This window comes from Pseudomonas sp. R84, assembly GCF_009834515.1.
Lineage (GTDB): Bacteria > Pseudomonadota > Gammaproteobacteria > Pseudomonadales > Pseudomonadaceae > Aquipseudomonas.
In genome coordinates, this window is record NZ_CP019426.1 from 3,021,458 (window position 1) to 3,047,460 (window position 26,003).

The 26,003-nt window shown below is 59.5% G+C and carries 22 protein-coding genes; 9 read left to right on the forward strand and 13 right to left on the reverse strand.

Annotation, left to right across the window (positions count from 1 at the left end):
- Positions 1-64: 64 nt before the first annotated feature.
- Complete coding sequence (locus PspR84_RS13415) at positions 65-2,191, reverse strand: TonB-dependent receptor (protein ID WP_160057624.1); 2,127 nt, start codon at positions 2,189-2,191, stop codon at positions 65-67.
- Between the two features lie 190 nt (positions 2,192-2,381).
- Between PspR84_RS13415 and ppk2 the strand changes: the two genes are divergently transcribed.
- Complete coding sequence (ppk2, locus tag PspR84_RS13420) at positions 2,382-3,197, forward strand: polyphosphate kinase 2 (RefSeq protein ID WP_160057625.1); 816 nt, start codon at positions 2,382-2,384, stop codon at positions 3,195-3,197.
- A 238-nt stretch (positions 3,198-3,435) separates the two neighbouring features.
- A complete protein-coding gene (locus tag PspR84_RS13425) occupies positions 3,436-3,651 on the forward strand; it encodes a hypothetical protein (RefSeq protein WP_160057626.1) in 216 nt (71 codons plus the stop codon).
- A 25-nt stretch (positions 3,652-3,676) separates the two neighbouring features.
- Here the strand turns inward: PspR84_RS13425 and PspR84_RS13430 are convergent, their stop codons facing one another.
- A complete protein-coding gene (locus PspR84_RS13430) occupies positions 3,677-6,289 on the reverse strand; it encodes an EAL domain-containing protein (protein ID WP_160057627.1) in 2,613 nt (870 codons plus the stop codon).
- A 221-nt stretch (positions 6,290-6,510) separates the two neighbouring features.
- On the opposite strand from PspR84_RS13430, the gene PspR84_RS13435 reads away from it, so the two are divergent.
- Positions 6,511-8,709, forward strand: coding sequence for an OsmC domain/YcaO domain-containing protein (locus PspR84_RS13435; RefSeq protein WP_160057628.1), 2,199 nt, complete (start codon positions 6,511-6,513; stop codon positions 8,707-8,709).
- A gap of 169 nt (positions 8,710-8,878) precedes the next feature.
- Here the strand turns inward: PspR84_RS13435 and PspR84_RS13440 are convergent, their stop codons facing one another.
- The 3 genes from PspR84_RS13440 to PspR84_RS13450 form a co-directional block, all read right to left on the reverse strand.
- Positions 8,879-9,394, reverse strand: coding sequence for a PaaI family thioesterase (locus PspR84_RS13440; RefSeq protein WP_160057629.1), 516 nt, complete (start codon positions 9,392-9,394; stop codon positions 8,879-8,881).
- Positions 9,395-9,402: 8 nt separating this feature from the next.
- Complete coding sequence (locus PspR84_RS13445) at positions 9,403-10,560, reverse strand: GGDEF domain-containing protein (protein WP_160057630.1); 1,158 nt, start codon at positions 10,558-10,560, stop codon at positions 9,403-9,405.
- A 148-nt stretch (positions 10,561-10,708) separates the two neighbouring features.
- Positions 10,709-10,954, reverse strand: a complete 246-nt coding sequence (locus tag PspR84_RS13450) for a hypothetical protein (RefSeq protein WP_160057631.1) — start codon at positions 10,952-10,954, stop codon at positions 10,709-10,711.
- 171 nt (positions 10,955-11,125) lie between these two features.
- On the opposite strand from PspR84_RS13450, the gene PspR84_RS13455 reads away from it, so the two are divergent.
- From PspR84_RS13455 to PspR84_RS13465, 3 genes are all read left to right on the forward strand, one after another.
- A complete protein-coding gene (locus PspR84_RS13455) occupies positions 11,126-11,770 on the forward strand; it encodes an ATPase (RefSeq protein WP_160057632.1) in 645 nt (214 codons plus the stop codon).
- A gap of 86 nt (positions 11,771-11,856) precedes the next feature.
- The gene (locus PspR84_RS13460) at positions 11,857-12,198 is read left to right on the forward strand and encodes a hypothetical protein (protein WP_160057633.1); all 342 of its coding nucleotides are present in this window, start codon (positions 11,857-11,859) and stop codon (positions 12,196-12,198) included.
- Between the two features lie 1,320 nt (positions 12,199-13,518).
- Positions 13,519-14,160 carry a LysE family translocator gene (locus PspR84_RS13465; RefSeq protein ID WP_160057634.1) on the forward strand — a complete coding sequence of 214 codons (642 nt, stop codon included), beginning with the start codon at positions 13,519-13,521 and terminating at the stop codon, positions 14,158-14,160.
- Here PspR84_RS13465 and PspR84_RS13470 read toward each other — a convergent pair.
- From PspR84_RS13470 to PspR84_RS13495, 6 genes are all read right to left on the reverse strand, one after another.
- A complete protein-coding gene (locus PspR84_RS13470) occupies positions 14,157-15,350 on the reverse strand; it encodes a GAF domain-containing sensor histidine kinase (protein WP_160057635.1) in 1,194 nt (397 codons plus the stop codon). The genes PspR84_RS13465 and PspR84_RS13470 overlap by 4 nt on opposite strands.
- Positions 15,351-15,487: 137 nt before the next feature.
- Positions 15,488-17,665: a TonB-dependent siderophore receptor gene (locus PspR84_RS13475; RefSeq protein ID WP_160057636.1), complete on the reverse strand. Its 2,178-nt coding sequence runs from the start codon at positions 17,663-17,665 to the stop codon at positions 15,488-15,490.
- Between the two features lie 266 nt (positions 17,666-17,931).
- Positions 17,932-18,771 carry a glutathione-dependent disulfide-bond oxidoreductase gene (gene yghU, locus PspR84_RS13480; RefSeq protein ID WP_160057637.1) on the reverse strand — a complete coding sequence of 280 codons (840 nt, stop codon included), beginning with the start codon at positions 18,769-18,771 and terminating at the stop codon, positions 17,932-17,934.
- Positions 18,772-18,925: 154 nt separating this feature from the next.
- On the reverse strand, positions 18,926-19,336 hold the full coding sequence (locus tag PspR84_RS13485) for a GFA family protein (RefSeq protein WP_160057638.1): 411 nt from the start codon (positions 19,334-19,336) through the stop codon (positions 18,926-18,928).
- 2 nt (positions 19,337-19,338) lie between these two features.
- The gene (locus PspR84_RS13490; RefSeq protein WP_160057639.1) at positions 19,339-20,415 is read right to left on the reverse strand and encodes an alpha/beta fold hydrolase; all 1,077 of its coding nucleotides are present in this window, start codon (positions 20,413-20,415) and stop codon (positions 19,339-19,341) included.
- An 88-nt stretch (positions 20,416-20,503) separates the two neighbouring features.
- Positions 20,504-21,415, reverse strand: coding sequence for a LysR family transcriptional regulator (locus PspR84_RS13495; RefSeq protein WP_160057640.1), 912 nt, complete (start codon positions 21,413-21,415; stop codon positions 20,504-20,506).
- Positions 21,416-21,538: 123 nt separating this feature from the next.
- On the opposite strand from PspR84_RS13495, the gene PspR84_RS13500 reads away from it, so the two are divergent.
- Positions 21,539-21,814: a DUF2798 domain-containing protein gene (locus tag PspR84_RS13500; protein ID WP_077572627.1), complete on the forward strand. Its 276-nt coding sequence runs from the start codon at positions 21,539-21,541 to the stop codon at positions 21,812-21,814.
- A gap of 135 nt (positions 21,815-21,949) precedes the next feature.
- Here PspR84_RS13500 and PspR84_RS13505 read toward each other — a convergent pair whose 3' ends face one another.
- Positions 21,950-22,720 carry an APH(3')-II family aminoglycoside O-phosphotransferase gene (locus PspR84_RS13505; RefSeq protein ID WP_160057641.1) on the reverse strand — a complete coding sequence of 257 codons (771 nt, stop codon included), beginning with the start codon at positions 22,718-22,720 and terminating at the stop codon, positions 21,950-21,952.
- Positions 22,721-22,903: 183 nt separating this feature from the next.
- Between PspR84_RS13505 and PspR84_RS13510 the strand changes: the two genes are divergently transcribed.
- Positions 22,904-24,691, forward strand: a complete 1,788-nt coding sequence (locus PspR84_RS13510; RefSeq protein WP_160057642.1) for a thiamine pyrophosphate-requiring protein — start codon at positions 22,904-22,906, stop codon at positions 24,689-24,691.
- A gap of 80 nt (positions 24,692-24,771) precedes the next feature.
- The gene (locus PspR84_RS13515) at positions 24,772-25,521 is read left to right on the forward strand and encodes a DUF72 domain-containing protein (protein WP_160060084.1); all 750 of its coding nucleotides are present in this window, start codon (positions 24,772-24,774) and stop codon (positions 25,519-25,521) included.
- 184 nt (positions 25,522-25,705) lie between these two features.
- On the opposite strand, the gene PspR84_RS13520 is transcribed toward PspR84_RS13515, so the two are convergent.
- Positions 25,706-25,921, reverse strand: coding sequence for a hypothetical protein (locus PspR84_RS13520; RefSeq protein ID WP_160057643.1), 216 nt, complete (start codon positions 25,919-25,921; stop codon positions 25,706-25,708).
- Positions 25,922-26,003 lie beyond the last annotated feature (82 nt).

A 26,003-nucleotide genomic window follows, 5' to 3' on the forward strand; every position in this document is an offset into this window, starting at 1 on the left:
AGTTAGCTTCTTCGCAACAGACACGCCGCCTTCCCCAGCAGGCTGGCTCCCACAGGGTTAGGTGTCAGAGCAGGCTCCACGACACCCCGACATAAACCCCCATCCCTTCACCCGGAGTAGACCGCGCCGCATCCAGCCCTTTGTCGTCATACCCCGGCGTGACCGTTGCCGCGTAGTGTTTGTTGGTCAGGTTGCGCATATCCACCCACGTCTGCCAGTCCCCCTTCGGCGCGTTGTAGCCCAGCGTCGCGCCGAACAGTGCGTAAGGATCGGCGTAATAACTGTTGGCGTAATCCACCGCTACCTTGGACACCAGTTGCGTGTTCACTGCCGCAAAGAACCCCTGCGGCCAGTCGTAACGCAATTCGCCCTGGTAGTAATGCATCGGCAGACCGGGCAGGCGGTTGTCGCCAAAACGATCATCATCGCGATAGTGGAAGTCGCTGAAGGTATACGCCTGACGCAAACTCAACTGACGGCCATCATCAGCCGACCAGAGTTTGCTGTTGAGGCTGGCTTCCACGCCTTGGTGCACGGTCGGGCTGGCGTTAAGTTCATACGGCGTGACGGCATTGGCATCCGGCAACACCGACAGCAGTTCATGCCGCACCTGCGCGTAGTACCACGCCAGACTCCATTCACCGACGACGCTGTCGCCACGACCGCCCAGCTCCAGCGTGGTCGCGGTCTGGTTCTGCAGTTTGATCGGGTCTTTCTGTGTACCGCTCGCGGCGCCATTGCCAGCCGGAAAGCGCACGTTGGAGCTGTAGATCAGCGACCACGGGTGCGGCGCTTCAACCGAGCGGCTGAGGTTGCCGAACACTTGCAGGTCCGGGGTGATCTGGTAACGCAGGCCGAGGCGCGGCGCGTAATCCCAGTCGTTCATGCTGGTTTTGCCGCCGCTCTGCGGGTAGGTCACAGCACTTTCGCGGCGGGTGTAGATGGCGGCGAGACCCGTAGTCAGCCACAGGTCGTCGGCAATTTCCAGGTCGTTGCCCAAGTGCAGAACGGTGTCCGAACCCTGATAGGTGAAGTTGCGCATGCGCGTGCCGGGCACGTAGCTGGCGGTGTTGCCAGAAGGAATGCGCACGAACTCGCTGGCGCCATCGTTGGGCAGGTGTTTGGTCACGCGCAGGCCGACGTTGCTGTGGCTTTCCATGCCGAAAATCGTGTCGCGGCGTTTGTAGTCAAACGTGCCGCTGACGTCGGTATAGGCGACCTTCAAGCGGTTCGGGCCCTCGCGCAGGTCCATCGGGTAGTCGTGGTAAACGAGGCCGGTCTGGATGCTCGAATCGTCGTCGATGTAATAAGTAGTCTTGTTGCCGATGAAGGTGCTGCCCGGCTGCTTGCGACTGTCATCGCGCGACACGTAAGACGGATTGGCCGCCCGCGGCGAGTGTTCGATGGAGTGCTTGGTCACCCGGCCGGCGAGGTCGTTGTCGGTCTCGCGGTAACGAATATAGAAGCGCGTTTCCAGGTTCGGGTTGAAGCGATAGCCGAAATTGGCGATCACACCTTTGCTTTCGCTGGCGGTGTGATCCTGATAGCCGTCGGCGTTGGAATCGGTGAGCGACACGTAGTAATCGAAGTCGCCGAGCACTTGCCCGGAGCTGACCTGACGCTGCTGATAACCATGGCTGCCGGTGGCGTAGCGCACTTGCAGTTTCGGCGCGTTGTAGCCGGTGTGGCTGACGTAATCGATGGCGCCACCCAGCGCCAGCGAACCGCGATCAAAACCGTTGGCGCCGCGCAGCACTTCAACGTGATCGACCCACAGCGGTTCGAGCAATTCATACGGCGTGCCACCCGGGCCAGTCAGCGGCAGGCCATCGAGCATGGTGTACAGCCCCGAGGCGTGGGCGCCCGGCGCGCGGTTGATGCCCGAGCCACGGACCGAGATTTTCACGCCTTCGTTGCCCGCCGACTGTGCATAAACCCCAGGTTGATACGCCAGCACATCCTGATTGCTCGCCACGCGGCCCTGCAGCGGTTGGCGCATGTCGACGACGTTGGTGCCGCCGGGCACCTGATCGAGGCGGGCCTTGGCTTCCTCAACAGAGACATCACTGCCGTTGCGATCCTCGGCCGAAATCAGCACTTGCCCCAGTTCCAGACCTTGAGTCTCGGCCATTGCCGGGCAGGCGAGGGCCAGGCCGAGCAGGGCGGTGGGCAGGGATTTGGACGCGGGCATCGAGAAAACTCCAGGCAGACAAGGGCAGGGCAATGAACAGTGCGACGCAAGAAAGAACGAAGGAAACACATGGCAATTTTGCTTTTTGCCCGGTCATGGCAAACGGCACGTCATGAACTAACCTCACGTGTCTGGTTTGTCCCGTCAATCAACACTCTGTTTCTGCATTTATTGGAGAGAGGCCAAGGTCATGGCAAAAGGCAAAAAGAAGGCCGCCACGGCGCCTGAAAGTCTGAAGCTGAAAAACAAGGAATACCTCGAGCATTTGCGCAAACTGCACGTCGAACTGGTCAAGTTGCAGGAATGGGTGATCGCCAAGGGCGTCAAGGTCTGCATCGTTTTCGAAGGCCGCGACGGCGCTGGCAAGGGCGGGACCATCAAGGCATTGACCGAGCGCGTCAGCCCGCGTGTCTTTCGCGTGGTGGCGCTGCCGGCGCCGACCGATCGCGAGAAAAGCCAGATGCATGTGCAGCGTTATCTGCCTTATCTACCGGCGGCCGGTGAAGTGGTGATCTTCGATCGCAGTTGGTACAACCGCGCCGGTGTCGAGCGGGTGATGGGCTTCTGCACCGACGAGCAGGCGGACAAATTCCTCAAATCGATTCCCTTGGTCGAACACGCCATCGTTCAGTCCGGGGTGATCCTGCTCAAGTACTGGCTGGAAGTCAGCCCCGAAGAGCAGACCCGTCGACTTGAAGCGCGCATCAACGACGGGCGCAAGACCTGGAAACTGACACCCATGGACCTTAAGTCCTACAGCCGCTGGTACGACTACTCACGGGCGCGGGACGAAATGTTCAAACACTCCGATACCGAACACGCGCCGTGGCTGGTGGCCGACTCCAACGACAAGCGCCGCGCACGGCTGAACATCATCACCGATGTGCTCAGTCGTATTCCGTATGAGGATGTGAAGCGCGACAAGGTCGAATTACCCAAACGGCAGAAGCCGGGCAAGTACCGCGATCCGGATTATCCGTACCGGCGCGTGGCCGGGAAGTTCTGACAAACCACCCCAATCTCTGTGGGAGCTTGCCTGCAAGCGATGGCGGTGGGTCAGCCAATATTTTCGGGACAGACAATCCGCTTTCGCGAGCAGGCTCGCTCCCACAGGGGTTGGTGGAGTTTCCTGCATTGCTGACAAGTACTACCCCTTTGAAGTGAGCAGTCCATCCGTCGATTACGCTGAACCACTGGGGGCTCATGTCTTTCTATGGAGGACGTCCCCCACGAGATCATCCCCGATGTTCGATCAGCGTAAACGAGAAAAACTGGCGGCATGGCGCAAACTGGCGACGCAAGCGCAGATGCGTCTGGACCCGGAACAACAGTACGACGAACTGCTCAAGGCCGCCGATGAAATGGAGGAACAGGGGCTGATCACCAGCGCCGAGTGGCGGCAGTTGGTGCGCGATGCGGGCAATGTGTTTACCGGTGACCCGGGACGAACACACAGCTAATCAGTGCGCGGAGATCTCAAAACGCTCAGATCACCCGGCCTTTCTTCAGCTTCTGTTGCGCGCCTCTGGAGTCGCGCAAAAGCCGCGCAAACGCCACTTTGTCGATCGGCCGACTCATGAAGTAACCCTGCACCTCATTGCATTGATCGACCCCGAGAATATCCAGTTGCTCTTCGGTCTCGACCCCTTCGGCAGTCACGGTCAGGCCCATGGCTTTGCCCAGGCCGATGATCGCCTGCACCACCGCGCGATCATTGGTGCCGCTGCTGATCGAGGCGATGAAGCGCTTGTCGATCTTGATCCCGTCAAAAGGATAAGCGCGCAGGTAACCGAGGGACGAGTAGCCGGTGCCGAAGTCGTCCATGTTCAGGCGCACGCCGAGTTCTTTCAGGGCATTCATGGTGGTCAGGGCGCCGTCGGTGTCGTTGAGCATCACGTTTTCGGTTATCTCCAGTTCCAGGCGACTGGCTGGGAAGCGGGTTTGCACCAGCACTTCGCGAACATCCTCGACCACATCGCTGACGGCAAACTGCGCGGGCGACAGATTCACCGACAGCAGGATGTCTTCCGGCCAGCCCAGTGCGGTTTCGCAGGCTTCGCGCAACACCCAGCGACCGAGCGGGACGATCAGGTCGGTCTGCTCCGCCAACGGGATGAACAAGTCCGGGCCAAGCAATCCCTTGGTCGGATGCTGCCAGCGCACCAGCGCCTCGACCGAAACAATGTGTTTGCCATCGACCTTGTAGCGCGGCTGATAGTGCAGGATGAACTCGTTGTGCTTGAGCGCGTGGCGCAGGTCGTCTTCCATTTGCCGGCGGGTCTGGATCTGATCGCTCATGTGCGCTTCGAAATAGCACCAGGTGTTCTTGCCTTCGGATTTGGCCTGATAGAGGGCGATGTCGGCGTAACGGATCAGATCGCTGGGCAAGTAACCGTGGCGCCGGCTGAGTGCGATGCCGATGCTGGCGCCGATGTGCAGCGGATGGTGTTCGAAGACCACCGGTTGATGCAGGCTGCCGATCAGGCGGGTGCAGAATTTGTCGATTTCGTGCGGACTGTCCATACCGTTAAGCACCACGATGAATTCGTCGCCGCCCAGACGCGCGACGATGTCGTGTTCGCGGGTGCACTCACGCAGGCGCACGGCGACTTCCTGCAGCACGGCGTCACCGGCCGGGTGGCCGAGCGAATCGTTGATCGGTTTGAAGTTATCGAGGTCGATCATCAGCAGCGACAGCGGTGGCGCGTGTTCCTTGAGCAGCAGCGCTTCATCCAGATAACGCGCAAGCTTGTTGCGGTTGGGCAGGCCGGTGAGGGCGTCGTGCATCGACAGATGCTGAATCTGCGCATGAGCGGCGACTTCGTCGGTGATGTCGCTGGCGGTGCCGCGATAGCCGATGACCGTGTGCTTGTCGAAGATCGGCCGCGCGGACAGCCGGCAGTGGCGCTGCTGGCCGGAGTGGTCACGGTAGGTGCAACGCAAGTCACTGGCGCTGTTCTCCTCGGTGAGGTTTTTCAGCCACAGTTCCAGTGGCGTGGTGTCGCAATTCAACAGGTGGCCGATGTCTTGCCCCAGCCACAAGGTTTGCGGGTAACCGGTCACTTCGCTGAAGCGCGCCGACAGATACGTCAGCGCCAGGGCGCGATCGACCTCCCAGATCCAGTCCGACGCGGCTTCGGCCACCGCGCGAAAGCGTTCTTCGCTCGCTTCGAGCTCACGGTTGGCGTTTTCCAGCGCCTGATTGGAGGTTTGCATGACGGCGAAACTCTGGTCGACGTACTGCGATGAACGCAAGGCGTGACGGAAGAAGTACGCGGTCAGCAGCATCAGCACCACAATCGTCGCGCCGAGTGGCGGCAGCAAGGACCACAATAAATGTTGCCCGGGTCGCTCCAGATCAGCGACCAGACTGTAACCGGTGCTGTCCAGCGGCACCCGAGGGCGCTGCGGGTCGATCGTCTCGTCCGGCGCCAGAGTCAGGTTGTTCAAGCCGTAACCGCTGCCAATCAGACGCAATTTGGTCGGTGTGAGTTTGTCGACGAACACCAGCACCGAAGAAGTCTGCGGATCGCCGAGTGGTCGTTCATCGTTGGGAATGATCGTCGCCGCCGACACCAGCGCCGGCCAGCCTTCGAACAGTGAATAGCGGCTGACTGGCTTGGTCAGATCACCTTGGCCCAACACTTGATCCAGTAACTCCGTGGCGCTTACCTGAACGAACGCGGACAGCTCGGCATCGACCATTTGCCCGCGCACCACCGCGTAACGGGTGCCTTCGCGGTTCAGCACGAACACGCCGTCATAGCCGTCACTGGTGAACAGGGTTTTGCCGAGGTTCTGCTCGGTGTAGGCCCAATTCGTGTCGACCTGACCGCTCAAATGCTCGTAGGCGGTGGTCCAGTAGGCGTAGCTGGTGATGTAGTTTTTCGAGGCCGTGATGCGGTTTTCCAGCGCGCGAGCCGAGTAAAAGCGGGTTTTGGTGACCTCTTCGCTGTCCAGGCGCTCGGCGATACCCAGCAAAGCGACTGCCGCCGCAATCACGCCACTGACGAACAGCGCTCCGACCGCGAAGGCCAGGCGGCGAGTGACGGCGCTCTGGCGCGGTGGAAGCGGGGCTGCATAGCTGGAAAGGTCCATGTGCTCGTCCTTGATCCGCTGTCTTCTGAATCTAGAACCACGGCGTGGGCGCAATGTTCAGATTGTTCTCGGCGACTGCTCTGAAAGCGTAGTGAACCCCGCGTGATTTGTCTTCCCAAGTGCAGGACGCCGATCAGCGGCCAATCCCGAAAGGGCAAGACTTCCCGCGCAAAAACCGGATAATGGCCGCCATTCGTTTAGCCGTATTCTGGTAATCCCGCATGGAAATCAAGGTCAACTTTCTCGACAACCTTCGACTTGAAGCCAAGTTCGACGACTTCACGGTGATCGCCGATCAGCCCATCCGCTACAAGGGCGATGGCTCGGCACCGGGGCCGTTCGACTACTTTCTGGCATCGTCGGCGTTGTGTGCGGCGTACTTTGTGAAGTTGTACTGCGACACCCGCAACATTCCGACTGAAAACATTCGCCTGTCGCAAAACAACATCGTCGACCCGGAAAACCGCTACAACCAGATCTTCAAGATCCAGGTCGAGTTGCCGGCGGACATCTCCGAGAAAGATCGCCTGGGCATCCTGCGTTCCATCGATCGCTGCACGGTGAAGAAGGTCGTGCAGACCGGTCCGGAATTCATCATCGAGGAAGTCGAGAATCTCGACGCCGATGCTCAGGCGCTGTTGATGCCGGTGGCCGGTTCGGACGCAGGCACCTTCATCGCCGGCAAAGACCTGCCGCTGGAGCAGACCATCGCCAACATGTCGGGCATTCTGGCCGACCTGGGGATGAAGATCGAAATCGCTTCGTGGCGCAATATTGTGCCCAACGTCTGGTCGCTGCATATCCGCGATGCCCATTCGCCAATGTGTTTCACCAACGGCAAGGGCGCGACCAAAGAAGGCGCGCTGGCCTCGGCACTGGGCGAATTCATTGAGCGCCTGAATTGCAACTTCTTCTACAACGACCAGTTCTGGGGCGAAGAAATCGCCAACGCCGAATTCGTCCACTACCCGGACGAACAGTGGTTCAAACCAGGTCCGAAAGATGAGTTGCCGAGCGAGATTCTCGACGACTACACCCGGAAGATTTACAACCGTGATGGCGAGTTGCGCGGTTCGAACCTGTTCGACACCAACTCCGGCAACACCCAGCGCGGCATCTGCTCGCTGCCGTTTGTGCGGCAGTCCGACAATGAAGTGGTGTACTTCCCGTCCAACCTGATTGAAAACCTTTACCTCAGCAACGGCATGAGCGCCGGCAACACCCTCGCCGAAGCGCAGGTGCAGTGCCTGTCGGAAATCTTCGAACGCGCGGTCAAGCGCGAAATCCTCGAAGGCGAAATGGCCCTGCCGGACGTGCCGCAGGAAGTCCTGGAAAAATACCCGAGCATCCTCGCCGGCATCAAAGGTCTGGAAGAGCAGGGCTTCCCGGTGCTGGTCAAGGACGCCTCGCTGGGCGGTGAATTCCCGGTGATGTGCGTGACCCTGATGAACCCGCGCACCGGCGGCGTGTTCGCCTCGTTCGGCGCGCACCCGAGCCTGGAAGTGGCGCTGGAACGCAGCCTCACCGAACTGTTGCAGGGCCGCAGTTTCGAAGGCCTCAACGACTTGCCGCAGCCGACCTTCTCCGGTCAGGCCGTCACTGAACCGAACAACTTCGTCGAGCACTTTATCGACTCCAGCGGTGTGGTGTCGTGGCGTTTCTTCAGTGCCAAACCGGACTTCGAATTCGTCGAGTGGGACTTCTCAGGCGATGGCGAAAACTCCAACGCCGAAGAGGCCGCGACGCTGTTCGGCATCCTCGAAGACATGGGCAAGGAAGTCTACATGGCGGTCTACGAGCACATCGGCGCCAAGGCCTGCCGGATTCTGGTGCCGGATTACTCGGAGATCTACCCGGTCGAAGACCTGATCTGGGACAACACCAACAAAGCCCTGCAATTCCGCGCCGACATTCTCAACCTGCACAACCTCAGCAAGGTCGGCCTGCGCAACCTTGCACAAGGTCTGGAAAACAGCGAGCAGGACGATTACACCGAAATCACCACGCTGATCGGCGTCGAGTTCGACGACAACACGCCGTGGGGCAAGCTGACCATTCTGGAACTGCGCCTGCTGATCTGCCTCGCGCTGCAGAAGTACGAGCAGGCCAAGGATCTGGTTGAAGCTTTCCTGCAATACAACGACAACACCGTTGAGCGCGGCTTGTTCTATCAAGCGGTCAACGTCGTGCTGGAGATGGAACTGGACGAGGATCTGCAGCTGGAAGATTACGAAGCCAACTTCCGTCGCATGTTCGGCGATGAGCGGATGGATGCGGCGATTGGCTCGGTCAACGGCAGTGTGCGCTTCTACGGTCTGACGCCGACCAGCATGAAGCTGGAAGGGCTGGATCGGCATTTGCGCTTGATTGAGAGCTATAAGAAGTTGCACACGGCGCGGGCGAATGTGAAGCAGGGCTAAGGCTGTTTCACATTGAGTTTGGCGGTGGATTCACCCCTCACCCCAGCCCTCTCCCCTAGGAGAGGGAGCTGATCTGTGAGCTTTTCAAAACCCGAGTTCGACTCGATATCTCAAGTCGGCGTATTTCAACCAAACAACTCGGTCAGTCCCCTCTCCCTCTGGGAGAGGGTTAGGGTGAGGGGCTTTTGCTTTTTCGCCCATGCGCCGAATCCGCCAGTTGCCCGGTATCGACCCGCACAAACACCGAATCACCCACTGCCGTCAGCACATCCCCGGCATACACCTCACAGATAACCCGCGTCTTGCGCCCAACTTCACCCTCGACCTTTGCCCGCAAAACCAGCGTCACGCCCATCGGCGTCGGCTTGATGAATTTGATGCCAAGGTTGCCAGTGACGCAGTCGATGCGCGGCAGGCTGCGGGGTTCGCGGTTTTCGGCGCGGTAGTGGTAGGCCATGGCCGTCCAGTTTGAATGGCAGTCGACCAGCATGGCGATCAGGCCCCCGTAGACCAGATCTGGCCAGCCGCAGTACTTGGCCTCCGGCAGATGTTCGGCGATCACGTGCTCGCCGTCTTCATGCCAGTGGCTTTTGACGTGCAGGCCGTGGGGGTTGCGGCCGCCGCAGCCGTAGCAAACGCCTTCTGGCGCGGCGAGGTCTTGCAGAGGGGTAACGAGGCTGGACATGGTTTTTATTATCCTGGAGTGGTGAGTCCGGTCAGGCGCAGGCGATTGCGTCCGCCGCGTTTCGATTCGTAGAGGGCGGCATCGCCTTGTTCTATCAGAGCGGTGAGGTTGGCCGGCGGGTTGTCGAACAGGCTGGCGCCGATGCTCAGGGTCACGGCAGCGGTGGTGGGGAATGTCTGCGAAGTGGTGCTGAGAAACTGCTCGCGCAATGTGTTGCCCAGTTCCATGACGCGCTCACTCGATGCGCTGTTGAGGAGGATGACAAACTCATCACCGCCCAGACGCGCTGTCAGCGCATTGCGCGGCAGCACCGAGCGGATCATCTCGCTCAACGCGATCAGCAAACGATCGCCGGCGGTGTGACCGTACTGGTCGTTGACCAGTTTGAAGTTGTCGATGTCGATCAGCAGCAGGGCGCCGGGATGCTCCGGCGAAACCTGTTCGAGCAGGCGCGGCGCGCGTTTTTCCAGAGCGCGGCGGTTGTACAGGGCGGTCAGTGGGTCGCGCTCGGCGAGGCGGGCGATCTGTTTTTCCCGGCGATAGCGTTCGGTGCCGGTCATCGACAGGGCGATCAACATGATCGCCATCGCGCCTTCAACCAGAGAAATCTGGATGATCTCGCCACGAAACGCCGCGAGATCGATCAACGTCCCGGGGATCACCACCGTCAGGGCTTTGGCTACGTAGAAAATTCCGTGACCGAGCAGCACATAGCGCAATTGCACCGCGCCGACGCTCAACGATTTGCCATGGGGGCGCAGCAGTGAGCTGGCCTTGAGGGTCGCCAGCGCCACCAGCAACGAATTGGCCGCCAGCATGACCTTCGACCACAGTGGCCCGTCCGGCAGCAACAGCATGATCAGCCAAGTGACAAAGATCAGGTACCAGGCCGGCGACAACCGTATCTGGGTGAAGCGCGCTACGCCGAGCAGGAACAGGAAGTGCGCGGTCACCAGCAAGCCGTTGGCGAACCAGATGCCGATCAGCAAAAAGCCGCTGCTGCGCAGCAGGGCCAGGGTGGAGCCGACGGTGATGGTGGCGAAACCGGCGCTCCAGAACAGTAGCGAAGGCTCACGAATGCTGCGCCATTCGATCGCCAGATACAGCGCGGCAGCGGCTGCGAGGGCGATGGAAATGGTCAACATCGTAGGTGGGTCGAGCGGCATTTCTTGATGAGCCTGTCTGATTGGCAATTAGACCGGCGATTGTAAGCGTTCGGGCGGTTTTTTCGCAGAGGCCTTATTGCCGCGCAGACCATTGGCTACGGGAGGGCGCAGTCGTCAGCCGCCACCCTGACCACATGCCGTTCGGTCATTACTTGGGCGTGAGCCAGGTGTCGACGACTCGACGATCCAGTTCCTCCCAGTAGGCCATGCCCAGCACGCGCGTGGTGTTGAGCCCGCGCAGGTAACCGCGCAACTGATTGGCGGTGTCGATGATGAGCTGCGGGTCGGTGATGCCTTCGTTCAGCAATACGCTTTCGTACTGAACCAGATACTCGGCCACACGCTCGCGGAAATCGGGCAGAACGGCGTCACGGATCAGGTCAAACGTTCTCAAGGCGAACTCCTCATTTCATGTTTTTCTCGTTGTAGTTGAGTGTGTACCAGTCTGTACGTCGCGCAACTATTGCTAGAAGTAATAGTGACCATCACGAAACGCAAGTTCTGCTTTGTCGGCGATCGGCGGAAAATCACTTCCATCGAATACGCAGCTCAAGGAATTTGCGCGATGAACACATTGACCCGACTGGCTTTGGTCGCCTTGCTGACAGGCGGCGCACTGTTCACAGCCCCGACTTACGCAGCCGACGCCGGGTCGTGTCATTTCCAGACCATCACGGGCAGCAGCGCCACGTTGCAGCACTCGCAAACCGTGGGTGTGTTGCTCAGCGAGAATACCCTGGACAACCTGCAATACCTTGAGCGTTACCACGACATGGCGGTCAGTGGCGCTAAAGATGCGCTGGATTCGCGGATTCGTGAAGCCTTTGTCAGCAGTTCTGATCCGGAACTGGCCATCGACTGGCTGGTGAGTTCGCTGCAACAGCAGTTCTTGTCCGTGACGGTTTACGACAACCTTGATGCGTTGGTACAGGCGCATCCGGACATCGTGGTGAAGCTCGACACCTTCAATCGTTTGCTGACGCAGCAAAACAGCCTGGTCGAAGCGCGTTTCACCGCACGTTTCTACGACGCCGACCTGCAATACATCGGCAAGGCTGAAGGCGCTGTCGAGAAGCAGTTGCCTTCGGTGTGGGTGCATAACCAGGCAGCAACCGCAATCGCTGCGCAGATCGATAAGCAGCGTGACCTGCAACTCCACGCGTTGCAGCAATTCGATGTGTCGCTCAAGGCGCTGGTGGCGTCGAGCTGATTACTTAAAACATAAATGGCGACGGCGGCTCCGTGAGGCTGAACCGTTGCCGGTTGAACCGAACCTTTATTTTCAGGATGACACCGATGCGTCTTTTCTTTGTGCCTGCTTTGGCCGTTGCCTCTTTGTTGCTCGCCGGTTGTGCTTCGGCGCCGAATAATCCGAGCCTTACTCTGCAGACCAGCAAGACGCCTGCGCAGTACGCCGACTGTGTTGTGCCGAAGTTGCAGGGCAGTGCGTTGACCCCGACGGTTTCGCAGACTCAGCGCAGTTACCGGATTGTGGTGCCGAGCAAGATTTCTGCTGACAACGTGTTGGAGGCGTACAAGGCAGGTAATGGCGGCAAGGTGTTTATCTACGAGCGGCATTTGTTGGCTTCGAATCTTTTGCCTTCGAGTTTTGAGCGGGCTGCGCAGGATTGCATCTGATTTTGGCTTTTGTACGTATTTGACTGAGCTCCTTTGGTTGGCCGCAACCAACCAATTTTTTGCCTCGCGGCCTTATGGGGTTGTGGGGTTTTTTTTTGTTTGGGCTTGGCGGGCTTTGGGCCGACCATGCTATTGGGTTTTGGGTGAATATCCGTTGCTGCGGGTGTTGCCGCTGGCGGTTTCGCTCTTACAGCGAGTCCCTTTGGCAAACGCCCCAAAGGAACCAAAGGTCTGGGCCCCGGCGTTCGGCCCTCGCCGTGGCTCGGGTTCCTTCGTTACGGGATCTATCCGGGGGCATCGCCTACTGTTTGCTTCGCTGCACCTCCTCTCGATGCATTCGACTTCGTCGAACGGTCGCTACGCTCCCACCCCCGGATAAATCCCTCCACTCAGCCTGCCGAAGGGGCCAGCACGGCAAGATCAAAAGCTTCAGCCGAGCTAACGCTCATCCTGTTGAGTGGTGAGGAGCGGGGAGGGTGTAGTTTTTGATTTGCTCCGAATTTGAGTGCGGCTCGGTATTTCATGTCGCTGTATCTCTCGCCATCACCTCGCTCAGTTCCCTCTCCCTCCGGGAGAGGGCTAGGGTGAGGGGCTTTTGATTTGCTTCCGAATTCGAGTGCGGCTCGGTATTTCATGTCGGTGTATCTCTCGCAATCACCTCGGTCAGTTCCCTCTCCCTCCGGGAGAGGGCTAGGGTGAGGGGCTTTTGATCTGGTGCAGTATTGAGTTCAACTCGGTATTTCATATCGCTGTATTTCTCGCAATCACCTCGGTCAGTTCCCTCTCCCTCCGGGAGAGGGCTAGGGTGAGGGGCTTTTGATTTGCTCCGAATTCGAGTGCGGCTCGGTATTTCATGTCGCTGTATCTCTCGCCATCACCTCGGTCAGTTCCCTCTCCCTCCGGGAGAGGGCTAGGGTGAGGGGCTTTTGATTTGCTCCGAATTCGAGTGCGGCTCGGTATTTCATGTCGCTGTATCTCTCGCCATCACCTCGGTCAGTTCCCTCTCCCTCCGGGAGAGGGCTAGGGTGAGGGGCTTTTGATTTGCTCCGAATTCGAGTGCGGCTCGGTATTTCATGTCGCTGTATCTCTCGCCATCACCTCGGTCAGTTCCCTCTCCCTCCGGGAGAGGGCTAGGGTGAGGGGCTTTTGATTTGCTCCGAATTCGAGTGCGGCTCGGTATTTCATGTCGGTGTATCTCTCGCCCTCACCTCGGTCAGTTCCTTCTCCCTCCGGGAGAGGGCTAGGGTGAGGGGCTTTTGATCTGGGCTATGTGGCCGGTTGTTGTAACATGCGGCTACTTCAATCATACGAGCAGCGAAAATGGATTCTCACTCGATATTGACCTTCACTCTGGTCGCCGCAATTGCCATCGCCAGTCCGGGGCCGGCGACGCTGATGGCGATCAACAATAGCCTTGCTCACGGGCAGCGCAGTACGATCTGGTCGTCGCTGGGCAATGCCAGTGGGCTGTTTTGTCTGTCGGCAGCGGCGATGTTGGGGTTGGGGGCGTTGTTGGCCAGTTCCGAAATTCTGTTCAACGCGGTGAAGATCATCGGTGCGGGGTATCTGTTCTACCTCGGGGTCAGGCAGTTGTTCAAAAAGGGGCCGATGTTGCCGGAAGGGACTGAGGGGGAGGCGAGCAAGGTGCGGCCGACTCGCGGCAAGTTGTATAAATCGGCCTTTTTGACGGCGGTCACCAACCCCAAGGCGACGATGTTTTTTACTGCGTTGTTTCCCCAGTTCATTGATCAGGGCGCGACGCTGCTGCCGCAGTTTCTGATCCTGACTTCGATCTTCATGGCGTTGTCGGTGTCTTCACTGTGCGTTTACGCCGCGCTCGCCGCGCGTGCGAAGGGTGTGCTGACCCGTCCGGCCTTGTCCCGTTGGGTCAGTCGTGTGGTCGGTTCGACCTTTATCGGTTTTGGTGCGGCGATTCTGACGATGCGTCGGCAGGCGGCTTAAACCCATTTGAACCGGGCCGGGAATCTCGCCACAAAGCAGGTTCCCGACTCGGCGCTTGAGGATACGCTTAGCGTGCCGTTGTGTGCTGTCGCTATCTGCGACGCGATATAAAGTCCCAACCCCAAACCTTCGCAACGCTGCCCGGCTTCGGCTCGGGAGAACGGTTCGAACAGCAGTGGCATCAGTTGCGCCGAAATCGGCGTGCCCTGATTGGTCAGGGAAATCACGATCTCGTCATTTTCCGCATAGGCTTTGAGAACGATCGGCGCGCTGTTCGAGCCATGGGTCGCGGCGTTGCCCAGCAGATTGGAGAGCAATTGGCTGATGCGCAGCGCATCGCAATAGACGCCTGCCGGCACATCCAGTTCATGGATAAACACCGCTTGCGGATGGGAGGCTTGCACCTCGGCCAGGGTCAATTGCAGGGTGTGCTGCAAGTCATCCACCAACTTGCGTTGCACCGGAATCCCGCCGCCCAGTCGTCCTCGGGCAAAGTCGAGGATGTTTTCGATCAACACACCCATGCGCACCGAACTGTTGCGAATCGCCGCAATCAGGTTGAGCGAGCGTTTGTCTTCGGTTTTGCTTTGCAGCAGGTCGGCGCTCATGCGCACGGCGCTGAGTGGTGTGCGCAGGTCATGCCCGAGTACCGCGATGAATTGTTCGCGCAGGCGTCCGAGTTCATTGGCGTTGTTGAGTTCGGCTTTGGTCGCTTCCAAGCGGCTTTGTGTGTCGAGGCTCATGGCGATCAGTTGGGCGAAAAGGGTCAGTGTCTTGGCGATGGCCGGTTCGTCGAGGTTGGCCGGCACGGAGTCAATGGCGCAGAGGGTGCCGAAGAAGTCACCGTTGGCTTTGACGATGGGAATGGAGATATAGCTTTCCAGCCCATAGGTTTTCGGCGTGTGGTGAAGCGAAAAGACCGGGTGCGCGCTGGCGTGACCGAAGATCACCGGCTGTTGATGCTGGCGGATCTCGTGGCAGATGGTTGATTCGAGCACCAGTTCGCCACCGGGTTTGAGCCCGAAATCAATCGAGTCATCGACAGCACACGCCACCCAGTTGCTTTCAGTGACTCGTGCCACCGCGGCGAAACGCATGCCGGTGAGGTGTTTGACCATGCTCAGGATGACCGGCACCGCGTCAATGCTGCGGATCGCGTCGATGTCGGGGGTAAATGCCGGATTGGTCATGGTGTGATGCTTCGTGAAGAGTTCGCTCAGAGACTATCTGTTATTGCCGAACATGACCAATGCGCTAGCCACAAAGAACAAGGGCGCCACGGATTTCCCGGGCGCCCTTTTTTATCGCTGGTTCGAACGTCAACGACTCAGAACTTGTACTTGGCCGTCAGCATGTAGCTGCGCGGGTTGCCGTAGTTGTCGTTGGAACCCCACGTGACATTGGAGCCAATCGCGGAGTAGTAGACGCGGTCAAAGATATTGTTCGCGTTAACCTGCAGATCCAGATGTTTGTTGACCTCGTACCCAGCCATCAAGTCGGTGACCGCGTAGCCACCCTGTTCGAGGCGGTAGCTGCCGTTATTGGCCAGGGCGACATCGTTGTACATGCGGCTCTGCCAGTAGACGTTGCCACCTACGCGCAGGTGTTGCAGCGGACCCTGGAAGCGGTACACGGTGGAGACTTTGAACAGATGCTCTGGCGTGTCGGTATCGAAACGCTGATTGTTGTTCGCCGGGTTCTCGTCCTTGATGTAGTGCGCACGGGTGTAGGTGTAGCCGGCACCGACCTGCCAGTTCTCGGTCAGAGCGCCTTGCAGTTCCATGTCGACGCCTTGGCTGCGCACTTTGCCCGATGAGTTGTAGCAGGTCAGGACCGGGCAGCCGAACTGAGTGTCGGCCTGGGTAGCGCGGCCGGTCTGGTCCATCTGGAACACCGCCAGGCTGGCGTTGAGGGCGCCGTTGAAGTACTCGCCCTTGATGCCCACTTCGTAGTTTTCACCGACGATCGGCTCGAGCACCTTGCCGCCGAGATCCTTTTGGGTTTGCGGTGTGAAGATGTCGGTGTAGCTGGCGTACACCGAGTGGTGGTCGTCGAGTTTGTAGATCAGGCCGGCATAGCGGGTGAGGTTGCGCGTGACTTTGTAGTCGCCATCGGCAGTGCGGTCATCGTAGTCGTACCAATCGAGCCGGCCACCGAGAATCAGCGTCAGCGGATCGGCCAGGCTCAGCCGGGTGGTCAGGTACACGGCGTCCTGGGTGGTGACGCTGCGGGTTTTGCCATCACGGACGAAGTCGGGCTTTGGCGCGCCGATCGGCCAGGCGGTGGTGTACGGGTCGTACTCTTTGGTGGTCGCGTCATACACACGGTTGCTCGCGCCAACGACCAGTTCGTGGGTACGTCCGAACGCCTCGAACGGGCCACTGGCGAAGCCGTCGAACGCACGCTGCTTGTCGGTGTGATGGGATTGATAGGCGGTGGTTTCCAGCGGGCCGGCGTAACGCGACAGGTAAGTTCCGGAGAACTCGCCGTCAAGGGTCGACGAGGAGCCGGCGACGTGAAGTTTCCAGTCGTTGTCGAAACGATGCTCCACTTCACCGAACACGGTGTCGATTTGCAGCTTGCGGTTTTCCCAATCGGTGCCCGGGTAGGTGGAGCGGGGCAGATCGAGGTGGTGGCCATTGGTGCCCAGCGGCAGACCGCCCCAGAAATAGTTGGTCTGTTCATTCTGCCGGGAGAAACCGAGGGTCGCGGTGGTGCTGTCGCTCAAGTCGGCTTCACCGATGGCGTAGAACAAGCCATGATCGTTCTCTTCCTTGTCGCGAAAGCTGTCGGCGCCTTGATAGGAACTGACCACTCGACCGCGTAAGGTGCCGCTGTCGTTCAGCGGGCTGGAGGCGTCGATTTCGCCACGGTAGTCGTCCCAACTGCCGGCCGCGCCGGTGAGCGTCACGCGCTGATCGGCGGTCGGACGTTTGCGCACCATGTTGATCGCTGCCGACGGGTTGCCGGCACCGGTGACCAGCCCGGTTGCACCGCGGACGATTTCGACACGGTCGAACATCGCCAGGTTTGGTTGCACTGCCATGGAGTAAGGCGAGTACGCGCTGGGCAGGCCGTCGTACATGATGTTGTCGATGTCGAAGCCGCGCGCCTTGTAAGTCTGCCGCCCCGGGCCGCTGGTCTGGCTGAGAAACAGTCCCGGTGTGCCTTTCACCACATCGTTGATGCTGGTCATGTTCTGGTCGTCCATGCGCTGACGGGTGATCACCGTCACTGCCTGAGGCGTTTCGCGCATGGTCAGCGACAGCTTGGTCGCCGTCCGCATCGGACCAGTGGTATAGGACTGGGTGTCTTCGGTGGTACTGCTCATCTGTGTGGCGCCGATTTCCGTCGCATCCAGTTCCAGCGTGGTCGGCGCGGTTTTTTCAGGCGTGGCGGGCGTTGTCTCGTCGGCCAATGCCGGCGCGATGCTGGCCATGCAGATGGCGAGCGCCAACAGGTTAGGTGAACGGTTTGAGCGGCGGTGAATGGTGCGAAACGACATCAATCTGCTTCCCCAAATGATACGAAAACGAATCCGGTGCGAGTGCGTGTAGGAATTATTCGCATTAGTGTGTCAGATCATTCCGGGCGAAGAAAGTCGTACGGTTCAGTTAGTTAACGAATTTTTCACAATTGGCCGGGCGCTCTGCGTCGCGGGTTAGCGCAGGGTTCTGGTTTTTCGGGGGAGGAGAGCGGGGCGAATCGAGGCACAGCGGGCCGATCACAGAAACGTGTGATCGGCTCGCTGACGAGGGTAATCAAGGGGTGTCAGTTCAGATCTTCGGCTTGGTGCCGCTCCGGCACTTGAGTCGCTTCATCGCCCCATGTGCGATTGACGCGCTGCCCACGAATGACCGCCGGCCGCTTGGAAATCTCCTCTGCCCAGCGCTGCACATGGGTGTATTCATGCGCCGCAAGAAACTCGGCCGCCGAATAAACATTGTTGCGCACCAGTTGCCCGTACCACGGCCAGACCGCGATGTCGGCGATGGTGTAGCTGTCGCCGGCCAGATAAGCGCTTTCGGCCAGGCGTCGATCAAGCACATCCAGTTGGCGCTTGGCTTCCATGGTGAAGCGGTTGATCGGATACTCCATTTTCTCCGGCGCATAGGCATAGAAATGTCCGAAACCGCCGCCGAGATACGGCGCGGCGCCCATTTGCCAGAACAACCAGTTCAGCGTTTCAGTGCGGCCAGCGTGGTCTTTCGGCAGAAATGCACCGAACTTCTCGGCCAGATACAGCAGGATCGAGCCCGATTCGAACACACGAATCGGAGGCTCAACGCTACGGTCCAGCAGTGCGGGGATTTTCGAATTCGGATTGATCTCGACAAAACCGCTGGAAAACTGATCGCCCTCGCCAATGCGGATCAGCCAGGCATCGTACTCGGCAGCGCTGTGCCCCAGCGCCAGCAGCTCTTCCAGCAGAATCGTCACTTTGACGCCGTTGGGCGTGGCCAGCGAGTAGAGCTGCAATGGATGCTTGCCGACTGGCAGGGGCTTGTCATGGGTGGGGCCGGCAATCGGCCGATTGATACTGGCGAACTGGCCACCGGACGGGGCTTCGTGTTGCCAGACTTGGGGCGGAACGTACGGCGCTTTGCTCATCTAAGGGGCCTCATCGTTGGCGAGTGGAAAAATACCTGCTGAGAATAGACAGGACACCACAGAACCCGCTTTGTATTCCACAGCCCAATGAGTCGAAGGTGTTTTTTACAATCCCTCCGTTGGGCGTTCATTACCGGTTGGCACACGATCAATCTCAGCGCTGCGGCCATTGATCCTTGATTTCAAACCACGGCGCCTTCGATGTCACTTCGACGTGTTGCTGTTTTTCTGTGGTGAACGTTGTGTCCAGCGTGCCCAGCGCAACCGAGATCCAGCCGCTGAACTCCCCTTGATTGCTTGCCCAGAACAGCGACGAGCCGCAGTGCGTGCAGAACTGGCGTTGTACCGATTCAGACGATTGATACGACTTCAGCTGGTCGGCACCCTCCAGCAATTCCAGGTTCTGGCGCTGCACGCTGCCATAGCTGGCAAACGCCGCGCCGTGGCTTTTGCGGCATTGGCTGCAATGGCAATGCGAAAGCGCCTTGGGCCTTGAACGGATCTGGTACTTCACCGCTCCGCACAGGCAACTGCCCCGGAAGGTCTGAGGGGAGGGCGTGAGCATTGTTATTGCGGATCCTTGTAGGTGATGGCTTGTTTCAAACTTTCAGGTGACTGCGCCAGAAATCCGGTGATCAGGGAAATCACCTGCTGCTGAATCACCGGGCGTGGACGGCCACCCTCGCCATCGGTGCAGATGATGCTGTCGCCCGGTACGTCTTTGTCGAGCATGGCCACGGCGCCAGGTTTGCAGTTCGCCATGAAACTGAAGTGACTGGCATCGCTGATCTCGACATAACGCGATGAGTTTTTTGGCAGGCGTTTGGCGAGATCGACGGATTCCAGTTCCGCAGGCAGCTCTTTCGACGGTACACCGGCAGCAATTACCAGGATCGGCACGGGGTAGGCCGCCAGGCTTGCATCGGTCATTCCGCGCGATAGCCCCAGGTCCAGAGACACCACGGCGGTGACGCGTTTGTCACGCCAGTCGGCGGCCAATTGAGCTTTGGCTTGCGCGGTGCTTGCAGTATTCATTTGTTGGTAGGCGGTGCAACTGGCCAGTTGCGTGTGGACCTTGCAGTCTTTGGCAAAACGTTCGGGGTCGAAGCGCGCGCCGCCGGTTTCGAGCACCGTCCAGCCGCCGAGAGAATGGCCCACAACAGCAATTCGATCCTTCGCCACCGCGCCGAACTTTTCCGGCTGGGCCGTCACGGCATCGATGGCGCGGCTCAGGTCGACCGGGCGTTGCCACAACTGCGCCGCTGCCTGCGCGCTACGATCACGGCTGGTGGTGCCGGGGTGGTTGACTGCCGCGACGATATAACCTTGATGGGCCAGTGCACTGGCCAGCCAGGTCTGGTTGATCCAGCTACCGCCATTGCCGTGGGAAAGCACCACCAATGGATGCGCGCCGCTGGCGGCCGGAGCGTCGAGCACGGCAGGGGCGCCGACGAAGACCGGGTTGTCGCCGAACAATTGTGGCGTCGCAGCGGTGGTCGAGCTCGGGTACCAGACGACCATTTTCAGCGGGCGTTCGTTGCGCGGATCGGCCAGCGTGGCGTACTGGAAACCAACGGGTTGGGCGTCAGCGAATACGTGGCTGCTCAAGCAGACCAGGAGCAGAGCGCCGAGAGATTTTTTCATTGTTGTTATCTTCCGTGATGGGGCGTTTGGGCGAGATGGACTTTGCCCGAATTCGCGCGCTTCAGCGAGCCTCTTTGAACGCTTCGTGTTAAACATTTTCCATCGGCCAGCGCGTGGCCAGATGCGCTGTCAAATAATCCAGAAAGGCTCTGACCTTCGGCGTCATCGCCGCCCGTTCTTGTACGCAGGCGTAGATGTCCATCGGCTCGACAACGCTGTGTTCAAACAGCGGCACCAATTGCCCGCTCGCCAGATAAGGCGCCGCAACAAACTCCGCCAGTCGCGTGACCCCGGCACCGTGGACCGCCATTTGCGCCAGGGCATCGATGTCATCACTGATGGCGGTGGCATTGATATTGGCGTCGAAACGCTCGCCGTCGCGGATAAAACTCCAGCGCAGAAAGCGCCCGTCCAAGGGATAACGAAAGGCCAGGCAGGCATGGTTTTGCAAATCATCCGGCGATTGCGGCCACCCGGCGCGCTGAAGATAAGCCGGCGCGGCGCACATGATGAAGGGTAGCGAAACGATCTTGCGCGCGACGATGCCGTCCTCCAGTTGCGGCTTGATGCGCAGGCTTAGGTCGATGCCGTCCTGAATGTGGTTGATCTTGCCATTGGTGGTCGACAGTTCGATGAGCAGGCGCGGGTGCAGTTCGGTGAAACCAGCGATCAGCGATGCCAATACATGACGGCCGAACGCAGATGTCGAGGCAATGCTCAGTCGGCCCTGCAACTCGGTTTCATCGCTGCTGATCGAGCTTTGCGCGGACTCCAGATCCGCTGCAATCCGGCGGACTTTCTCGTAATACACCGCGCCGTTTTCGGTGAGTGCCATGCTGCGCGTGGTGCGTTGCAACAACCGCACGCCGAGGTGCACTTCGAGCCGATTGAGCGTCTGGCTCACCGCCGCCGCACTGACGCCCAGGGTCTTGGCGGCGCCGACAATCGAGCCTGATTCCACCACTTTGATAAAACTGGCAATCGCCGCTAACAGATTCATCCATGGCCCGCTGAGGGTTGATTCGTAAGATCTGCTTTATAAAGTACCTGCAGTTGAGCGTCTAGTTGCGCGGGGGCAGCCTTGCTAACGTGCGGTCTCCCTGTCACTGGATGGAAAAGCCATATGAATCAAAGAACCAACGCCGAAGCTTTGATCATCAGCCGCCGCAAGCTGTCGCCGCGTGCCACGCCGTATGTGTTTGCACTGTACATGGCGACGATCATGGCGTTTCTGATGTCGCTGGTGATCACCGCTGCCAACTCCGGCATTGATAACGATTACCTGAGCAATGCCTTGCATGCCTACAAGCTGGCGATGCCCGCAGCGTTTATGTGCATCCTCGTCGTGCGGCCGATCGTGATCAAACTGGTGGCGTGGACGGTGCATCCGCATTGTTGAAAGGCCCGCCTCAGCGGTGACTGTTCTGGCGCCTTCGCGAGCAGGCTCGCTCCCACATTTAAACCGCGATCCCCTGTGGGAGCGAGCCTGCTCGCGAATGGCCTCACCACCGATAGGCAGGTCTTGTGGGGTGCCTCAGAAAAACTCGTCGAGCAGCTGATAAAAGGCGATCCGCTGTAGATCCGGCTCCACGCCATACACCTCGAAAAACAACGGCAGCCACTGGGCGCCGAGGTTGTCCGTGATGCTGTGCGCTGCCAAGGCCAAATCCTGATACCGGTCAGCGACACCCAGCCGTCCGCAGTCTACAAACCCGCTGAAGCGGCCATTGGCAGCAAGCAGATTGGGCAGGCACGCATCGCCATGAGTCACCACCAAGTCTTCCTGCGACGGACGTGTGGCGAGCAACTGCTGGAACACTTCCTCGGCGGATTGCCCGAGGCGCGAGTCGTCGAAGTCTTCTTCGTCGATCAGCCCGGCGAGCAGGTGTTCGCGGGCCAGTCTGATTTTTGCTTCCAGGCTGTGATCGAACGGGCAGCTTTCGATCGCGACTGTGTGCAGTGCGCGCAATGCCTCTGCTGCGAGCGTGACGATCTGCTGGGGCGAGAGGTGCTCGCTGCTGGCCAGATCGCGACCGGCCACGGCAGTCATCAACAGCCAGTTGTGTTGCGTTTGCGTGGTGGTGTCGAGCACACGCGGTGCGGGTAGATCCTGAGTCGCCATCCAGCGTAACCGCTGCACTTCACCGGGCAACTCGCCCCAGGTCATCACCAGTTCGGTTTTGACGAACTGCGGCGCCGCCCCGGCAGGCGTAATCCGCCATACATCAGCGCGCGATTCGCCAATGGTCTGCTGTTCGATGGCCGCACCGGCAAATTGGCTGCGCCATGCTGCAGGGAAATCCATGTCTTTGTCCTTGCGATTTTCGATGCGCGCATTGTGCCGCTCTGGCGGTTTGGTGCGCAAACAAGGATCGCGCAGGGAAATCCATCGAAACTTCGCCAACAACCCAACTGTCCAGACCCTTACACCTCCCGGCGGATGTTCTGCCGGGACAGCTCCATGCACCGGAGAACGGCGAGGATCGAGATGACGATGACAGTGGGAGATTTTCTGGTTGAGCGGCTCAGCGAATGGGGCGTTACGCGGATTTTTGGCTATCCGGGGGATGGCATCAACGGCGTGTTCGGCGCGCTCAGCCGGGCCAAGGGAAAGATCGAATTCGTTCAGGCGCGGCATGAAGAAATGGCCGCGTTCATGGCCTCCGCACATGCCAAGTTCACCGGCGAGTTGGGCGTGTGCATCGCCACCTCCGGACCCGGCGCCTCGCATCTGATCACCGGCCTCTACGACGCGCGCTTGGACCACATGCCGGTGCTGGCCATCGTTGGTCAGCAGGCGCGAACGGCGCTGGGCAGTCACTACCAGCAAGAGCTTGATCTGGTGTCGATGTTCAAGGACGTCGCCGGGGCCTTTGTGCAGCAGGCGTCGGCGCCTTCGCAGGTGCGGCATTTGCTCGATCGCGCAGTGCGCACGGCCGTGGGTGAACGCCGGGTGACCGCGCTGATTCTGCCCAACGATTTGCAGGACCTGAAATACCAAGCACCAGCGCGTGCCCATGGCACCGCGCATTCCGGGGTGGGTTACACGAAACCGAAAGTAGTGCCGTATGACGCCGATCTGCAGCGCGCCGCCGATGTTTTGAATTCGGGAGAGAAGGTCGCGATTCTAGTTGGAGCGGGTGCTTTGCAGGCAACCGAGCAAGTTATCGCCATCGCCGAAAAACTCGGCGCCGGCGTCGCCAAGGCTCTGTTGGGCAAAGCCGTGTTGCCGGATGATCTGCCTTGGGTCACCGGCAGCATCGGCCTGCTCGGCACCGAGCCGAGCTACAAACTGATGAGCGAATGCGACACTTTGCTGATGATCGGTTCGGGTTTTCCGTACTCGGAGTTCCTGCCCAAGGAAGGTCAGGCGCGCGGTGTGCAGATCGATTTGCAACCCGACATGCTCAGCCTGCGCTACCCGATGGAGGTCAATCTGGTCGGCGACTCGGCGGAAACCCTCGCGGCGTTGTTGCCACTGCTCGAACAGAAAACTTCCAGCAAGTGGCGCAAGAAAATCGAAGGCTGGCGCGGTAGCTGGGAGAAAACCCTGGAAAAACGCGCGATGGCCAAAGCCGATCCGGTCAACCCGCAAAGGGTGGTGTATGAGTTGTCGCCGCGCCTGCCCGATCAGGCAATCATCACCAGCGACTCCGGCTCGTGCGCCAACTGGTTTGCCCGTGATCTGAAAATCCGCCGTGGCATGCAATGCTCGTTGTCCGGCGGACTTGCGTCCATGGGCGCCGCGGTGCCTTACGCGATTGCCGCCAAATTCGCTCACCCCGAGCGCGCGGTCATTGCCCTGGTAGGCGACGGTGCGATGCAGATGAACAACATGGCCGAGCTGATTACTGTCGCCAAATACTGGCGACAGTGGGCGAGCCCGAAATGGATCTGCGCGGTGTTCAACAACGAGGACCTCAATCAGGTCACGTGGGAGCAGCGGGTGATGGAGGGTGATCCGAAGTTCGAAGCTTCGCAAAGCATTCCCGATGTGCCTTACCACTTGTTTGCCATTTCCATTGGCCTGAAAGGCATTTTTGTCGATCGCGAAGAAGACGTCGCCGCGGCCTGGGAAAAGGCACTGGCCTCGGAAGTGCCGGTGCTGATCGAGTTCAAGACCGACCCGAACGTGCCGCCATTGCCACCGCACATCAAGCTTGAGCAGGCGAAGAAGTTCGCTACGACGCTGCTCAAGGGCGACCCGGATGAGGCCGGGGTGATCGTGCAAACCGCGAAGCAGGTGCTTGGCGCCGTGTTGCCCGGCAAAAAATAACCGGTTAGCGCAGGCTTGATTTGATCGTTCCCACGCTCTGCGTGGGAACGATCAGCGCGTACAGGTGAGGAGGTGTGTTTTTGATTTTCATTGGCTGCGCAGGCTGGAGTCTGGGGCGCGAGCATTGGCCGGCATTTCCCGTGGAAGGCACGCATTTGCAGCGCTATGCCGGGCGCCTCAACGCCGTGGAAATCAACAGTTCGTTCTACCGCCCGCATCGTCGGCAAACCTATGAGCGCTGGGCCGATGGCGTACCGGAGGACTTTCGCTTTTCGGTGAAAATGCCCAAACACATCACCCATGAAATGCGTCTGGCGAACTGCGAGTCAGCGTTGGACACATTTCTGGCTGAGTGCGGCGGGTTGGGCGATCGGCTGGGCTGCCTATTGGTGCAATTGCCGCCATCACTGGCGTTTGACGAAGCGATCTCCGAAGCCTGCTTCACAACATTGCGCGAGCGGTTCTCCGGCCCCGTGGTGCTCGAGCCACGGCATGAATCGTGGGTCAGCGCTGAGCCAATGTTGAAGACTTGTCAGATCGCCCTAGCGGCCGTCGATCCCTCGCGCATCAGAGGTGATGCAGCGCCCAGTGGCTGGGCGGGAACCCGTTACTGGCGCCTGCACGGCTCACCGCGCATTTACCACAGCGCCTACGATTCACCTTACCTGCAAAATCTCGCACAAGCCTTGCAATCAGCGGCCACGGCAGGTGCGGCGACCTGGTGTATTTTCGACAACACCGCCAGCGGCGCAGCGCTGGGCAACGCCTTGACGCTGGCGCAGATTCAGGCGGCCGTGAAACTCAACCTGGCGAAAAAACCCTCACCCTAGCCCTCTCCCAGGGGGAGAGGGGACAGACCGAGGTGTTTGTGCAAGTTACGCCGACTTGAAAGACCGAGTTGAACGCAAGATTTGAAAAGCGCACAAATCGGCTCCCTTTCCCCCTCGCCCCCTTGGGGGAGAGGGCTGGGGTGGGGGGTGGAGCCAGCAGACTGTTGCGATCGCCTGAAAAACACTAATTACCATCGGCCACTTTGCGTTCAATCTCATCGATCTTGCGCTGTAGCGTCTCGGCGTCCTGTTCCTTAACTCTTGTGGACGAGGGCGTGATGACTTCATCCACGGCTTTGGTGTCATCGTCCCTGTCTTCAAGATCGCGCTCGACTACGTTCACCGGTTTGCCGGACGTGTCGGTTGGCGGTGCGTTCGGGGTTTTATCGTCGCTGTTCATTTTGCTGACCTCCAGTGGTGTAAACATTGGAGGCAGGCAGTGCGGCAGGCGTTCGATATTTTTGCCAGGTTATGCCGAATGG

Bases quoted from the DNA above. Each gene is read 5' to 3' on its own strand.
- PspR84_RS13415 (WP_160057624.1), bottom strand. From the start codon at position 2,191: ATGCCCGCGTCCAAATCCCTGCCCACCGCCCTGCTCGGCCTGGCCCTC.
- ppk2 (WP_160057625.1), top strand. From the start codon at position 2,382: ATGGCAAAAGGCAAAAAGAAGGCCGCCACGGCGCCTGAAAGTCTGAAG.
- PspR84_RS13425 (WP_160057626.1), top strand. From the start codon at position 3,436: ATGTTCGATCAGCGTAAACGAGAAAAACTGGCGGCATGGCGCAAACTG.
- PspR84_RS13430 (WP_160057627.1), bottom strand. From the start codon at position 6,289: ATGGACCTTTCCAGCTATGCAGCCCCGCTTCCACCGCGCCAGAGCGCC.
- PspR84_RS13435 (WP_160057628.1), top strand. From the start codon at position 6,511: ATGGAAATCAAGGTCAACTTTCTCGACAACCTTCGACTTGAAGCCAAG.
- PspR84_RS13440 (WP_160057629.1), bottom strand. From the start codon at position 9,394: ATGTCCAGCCTCGTTACCCCTCTGCAAGACCTCGCCGCGCCAGAAGGC.
- PspR84_RS13445 (WP_160057630.1), bottom strand. From the start codon at position 10,560: ATGCCGCTCGACCCACCTACGATGTTGACCATTTCCATCGCCCTCGCA.
- PspR84_RS13455 (WP_160057632.1), top strand. From the start codon at position 11,126: ATGAACACATTGACCCGACTGGCTTTGGTCGCCTTGCTGACAGGCGGC.
- PspR84_RS13460 (WP_160057633.1), top strand. From the start codon at position 11,857: ATGCGTCTTTTCTTTGTGCCTGCTTTGGCCGTTGCCTCTTTGTTGCTC.
- PspR84_RS13465 (WP_160057634.1), top strand. From the start codon at position 13,519: ATGGATTCTCACTCGATATTGACCTTCACTCTGGTCGCCGCAATTGCC.
- PspR84_RS13470 (WP_160057635.1), bottom strand. From the start codon at position 15,350: ATGACCAATCCGGCATTTACCCCCGACATCGACGCGATCCGCAGCATT.
- PspR84_RS13475 (WP_160057636.1), bottom strand. From the start codon at position 17,665: ATGTCGTTTCGCACCATTCACCGCCGCTCAAACCGTTCACCTAACCTG.
- yghU (WP_160057637.1), bottom strand. From the start codon at position 18,771: ATGAGCAAAGCGCCGTACGTTCCGCCCCAAGTCTGGCAACACGAAGCC.
- PspR84_RS13485 (WP_160057638.1), bottom strand. From the start codon at position 19,336: ATGCTCACGCCCTCCCCTCAGACCTTCCGGGGCAGTTGCCTGTGCGGA.
- PspR84_RS13490 (WP_160057639.1), bottom strand. From the start codon at position 20,415: ATGAAAAAATCTCTCGGCGCTCTGCTCCTGGTCTGCTTGAGCAGCCAC.
- PspR84_RS13495 (WP_160057640.1), bottom strand. From the start codon at position 21,415: ATGAATCTGTTAGCGGCGATTGCCAGTTTTATCAAAGTGGTGGAATCA.
- PspR84_RS13500 (WP_077572627.1), top strand. From the start codon at position 21,539: ATGAATCAAAGAACCAACGCCGAAGCTTTGATCATCAGCCGCCGCAAG.
- PspR84_RS13505 (WP_160057641.1), bottom strand. From the start codon at position 22,720: ATGGATTTCCCTGCAGCATGGCGCAGCCAATTTGCCGGTGCGGCCATC.
- PspR84_RS13510 (WP_160057642.1), top strand. From the start codon at position 22,904: ATGACGATGACAGTGGGAGATTTTCTGGTTGAGCGGCTCAGCGAATGG.
- PspR84_RS13520 (WP_160057643.1), bottom strand. From the start codon at position 25,921: ATGAACAGCGACGATAAAACCCCGAACGCACCGCCAACCGACACGTCC.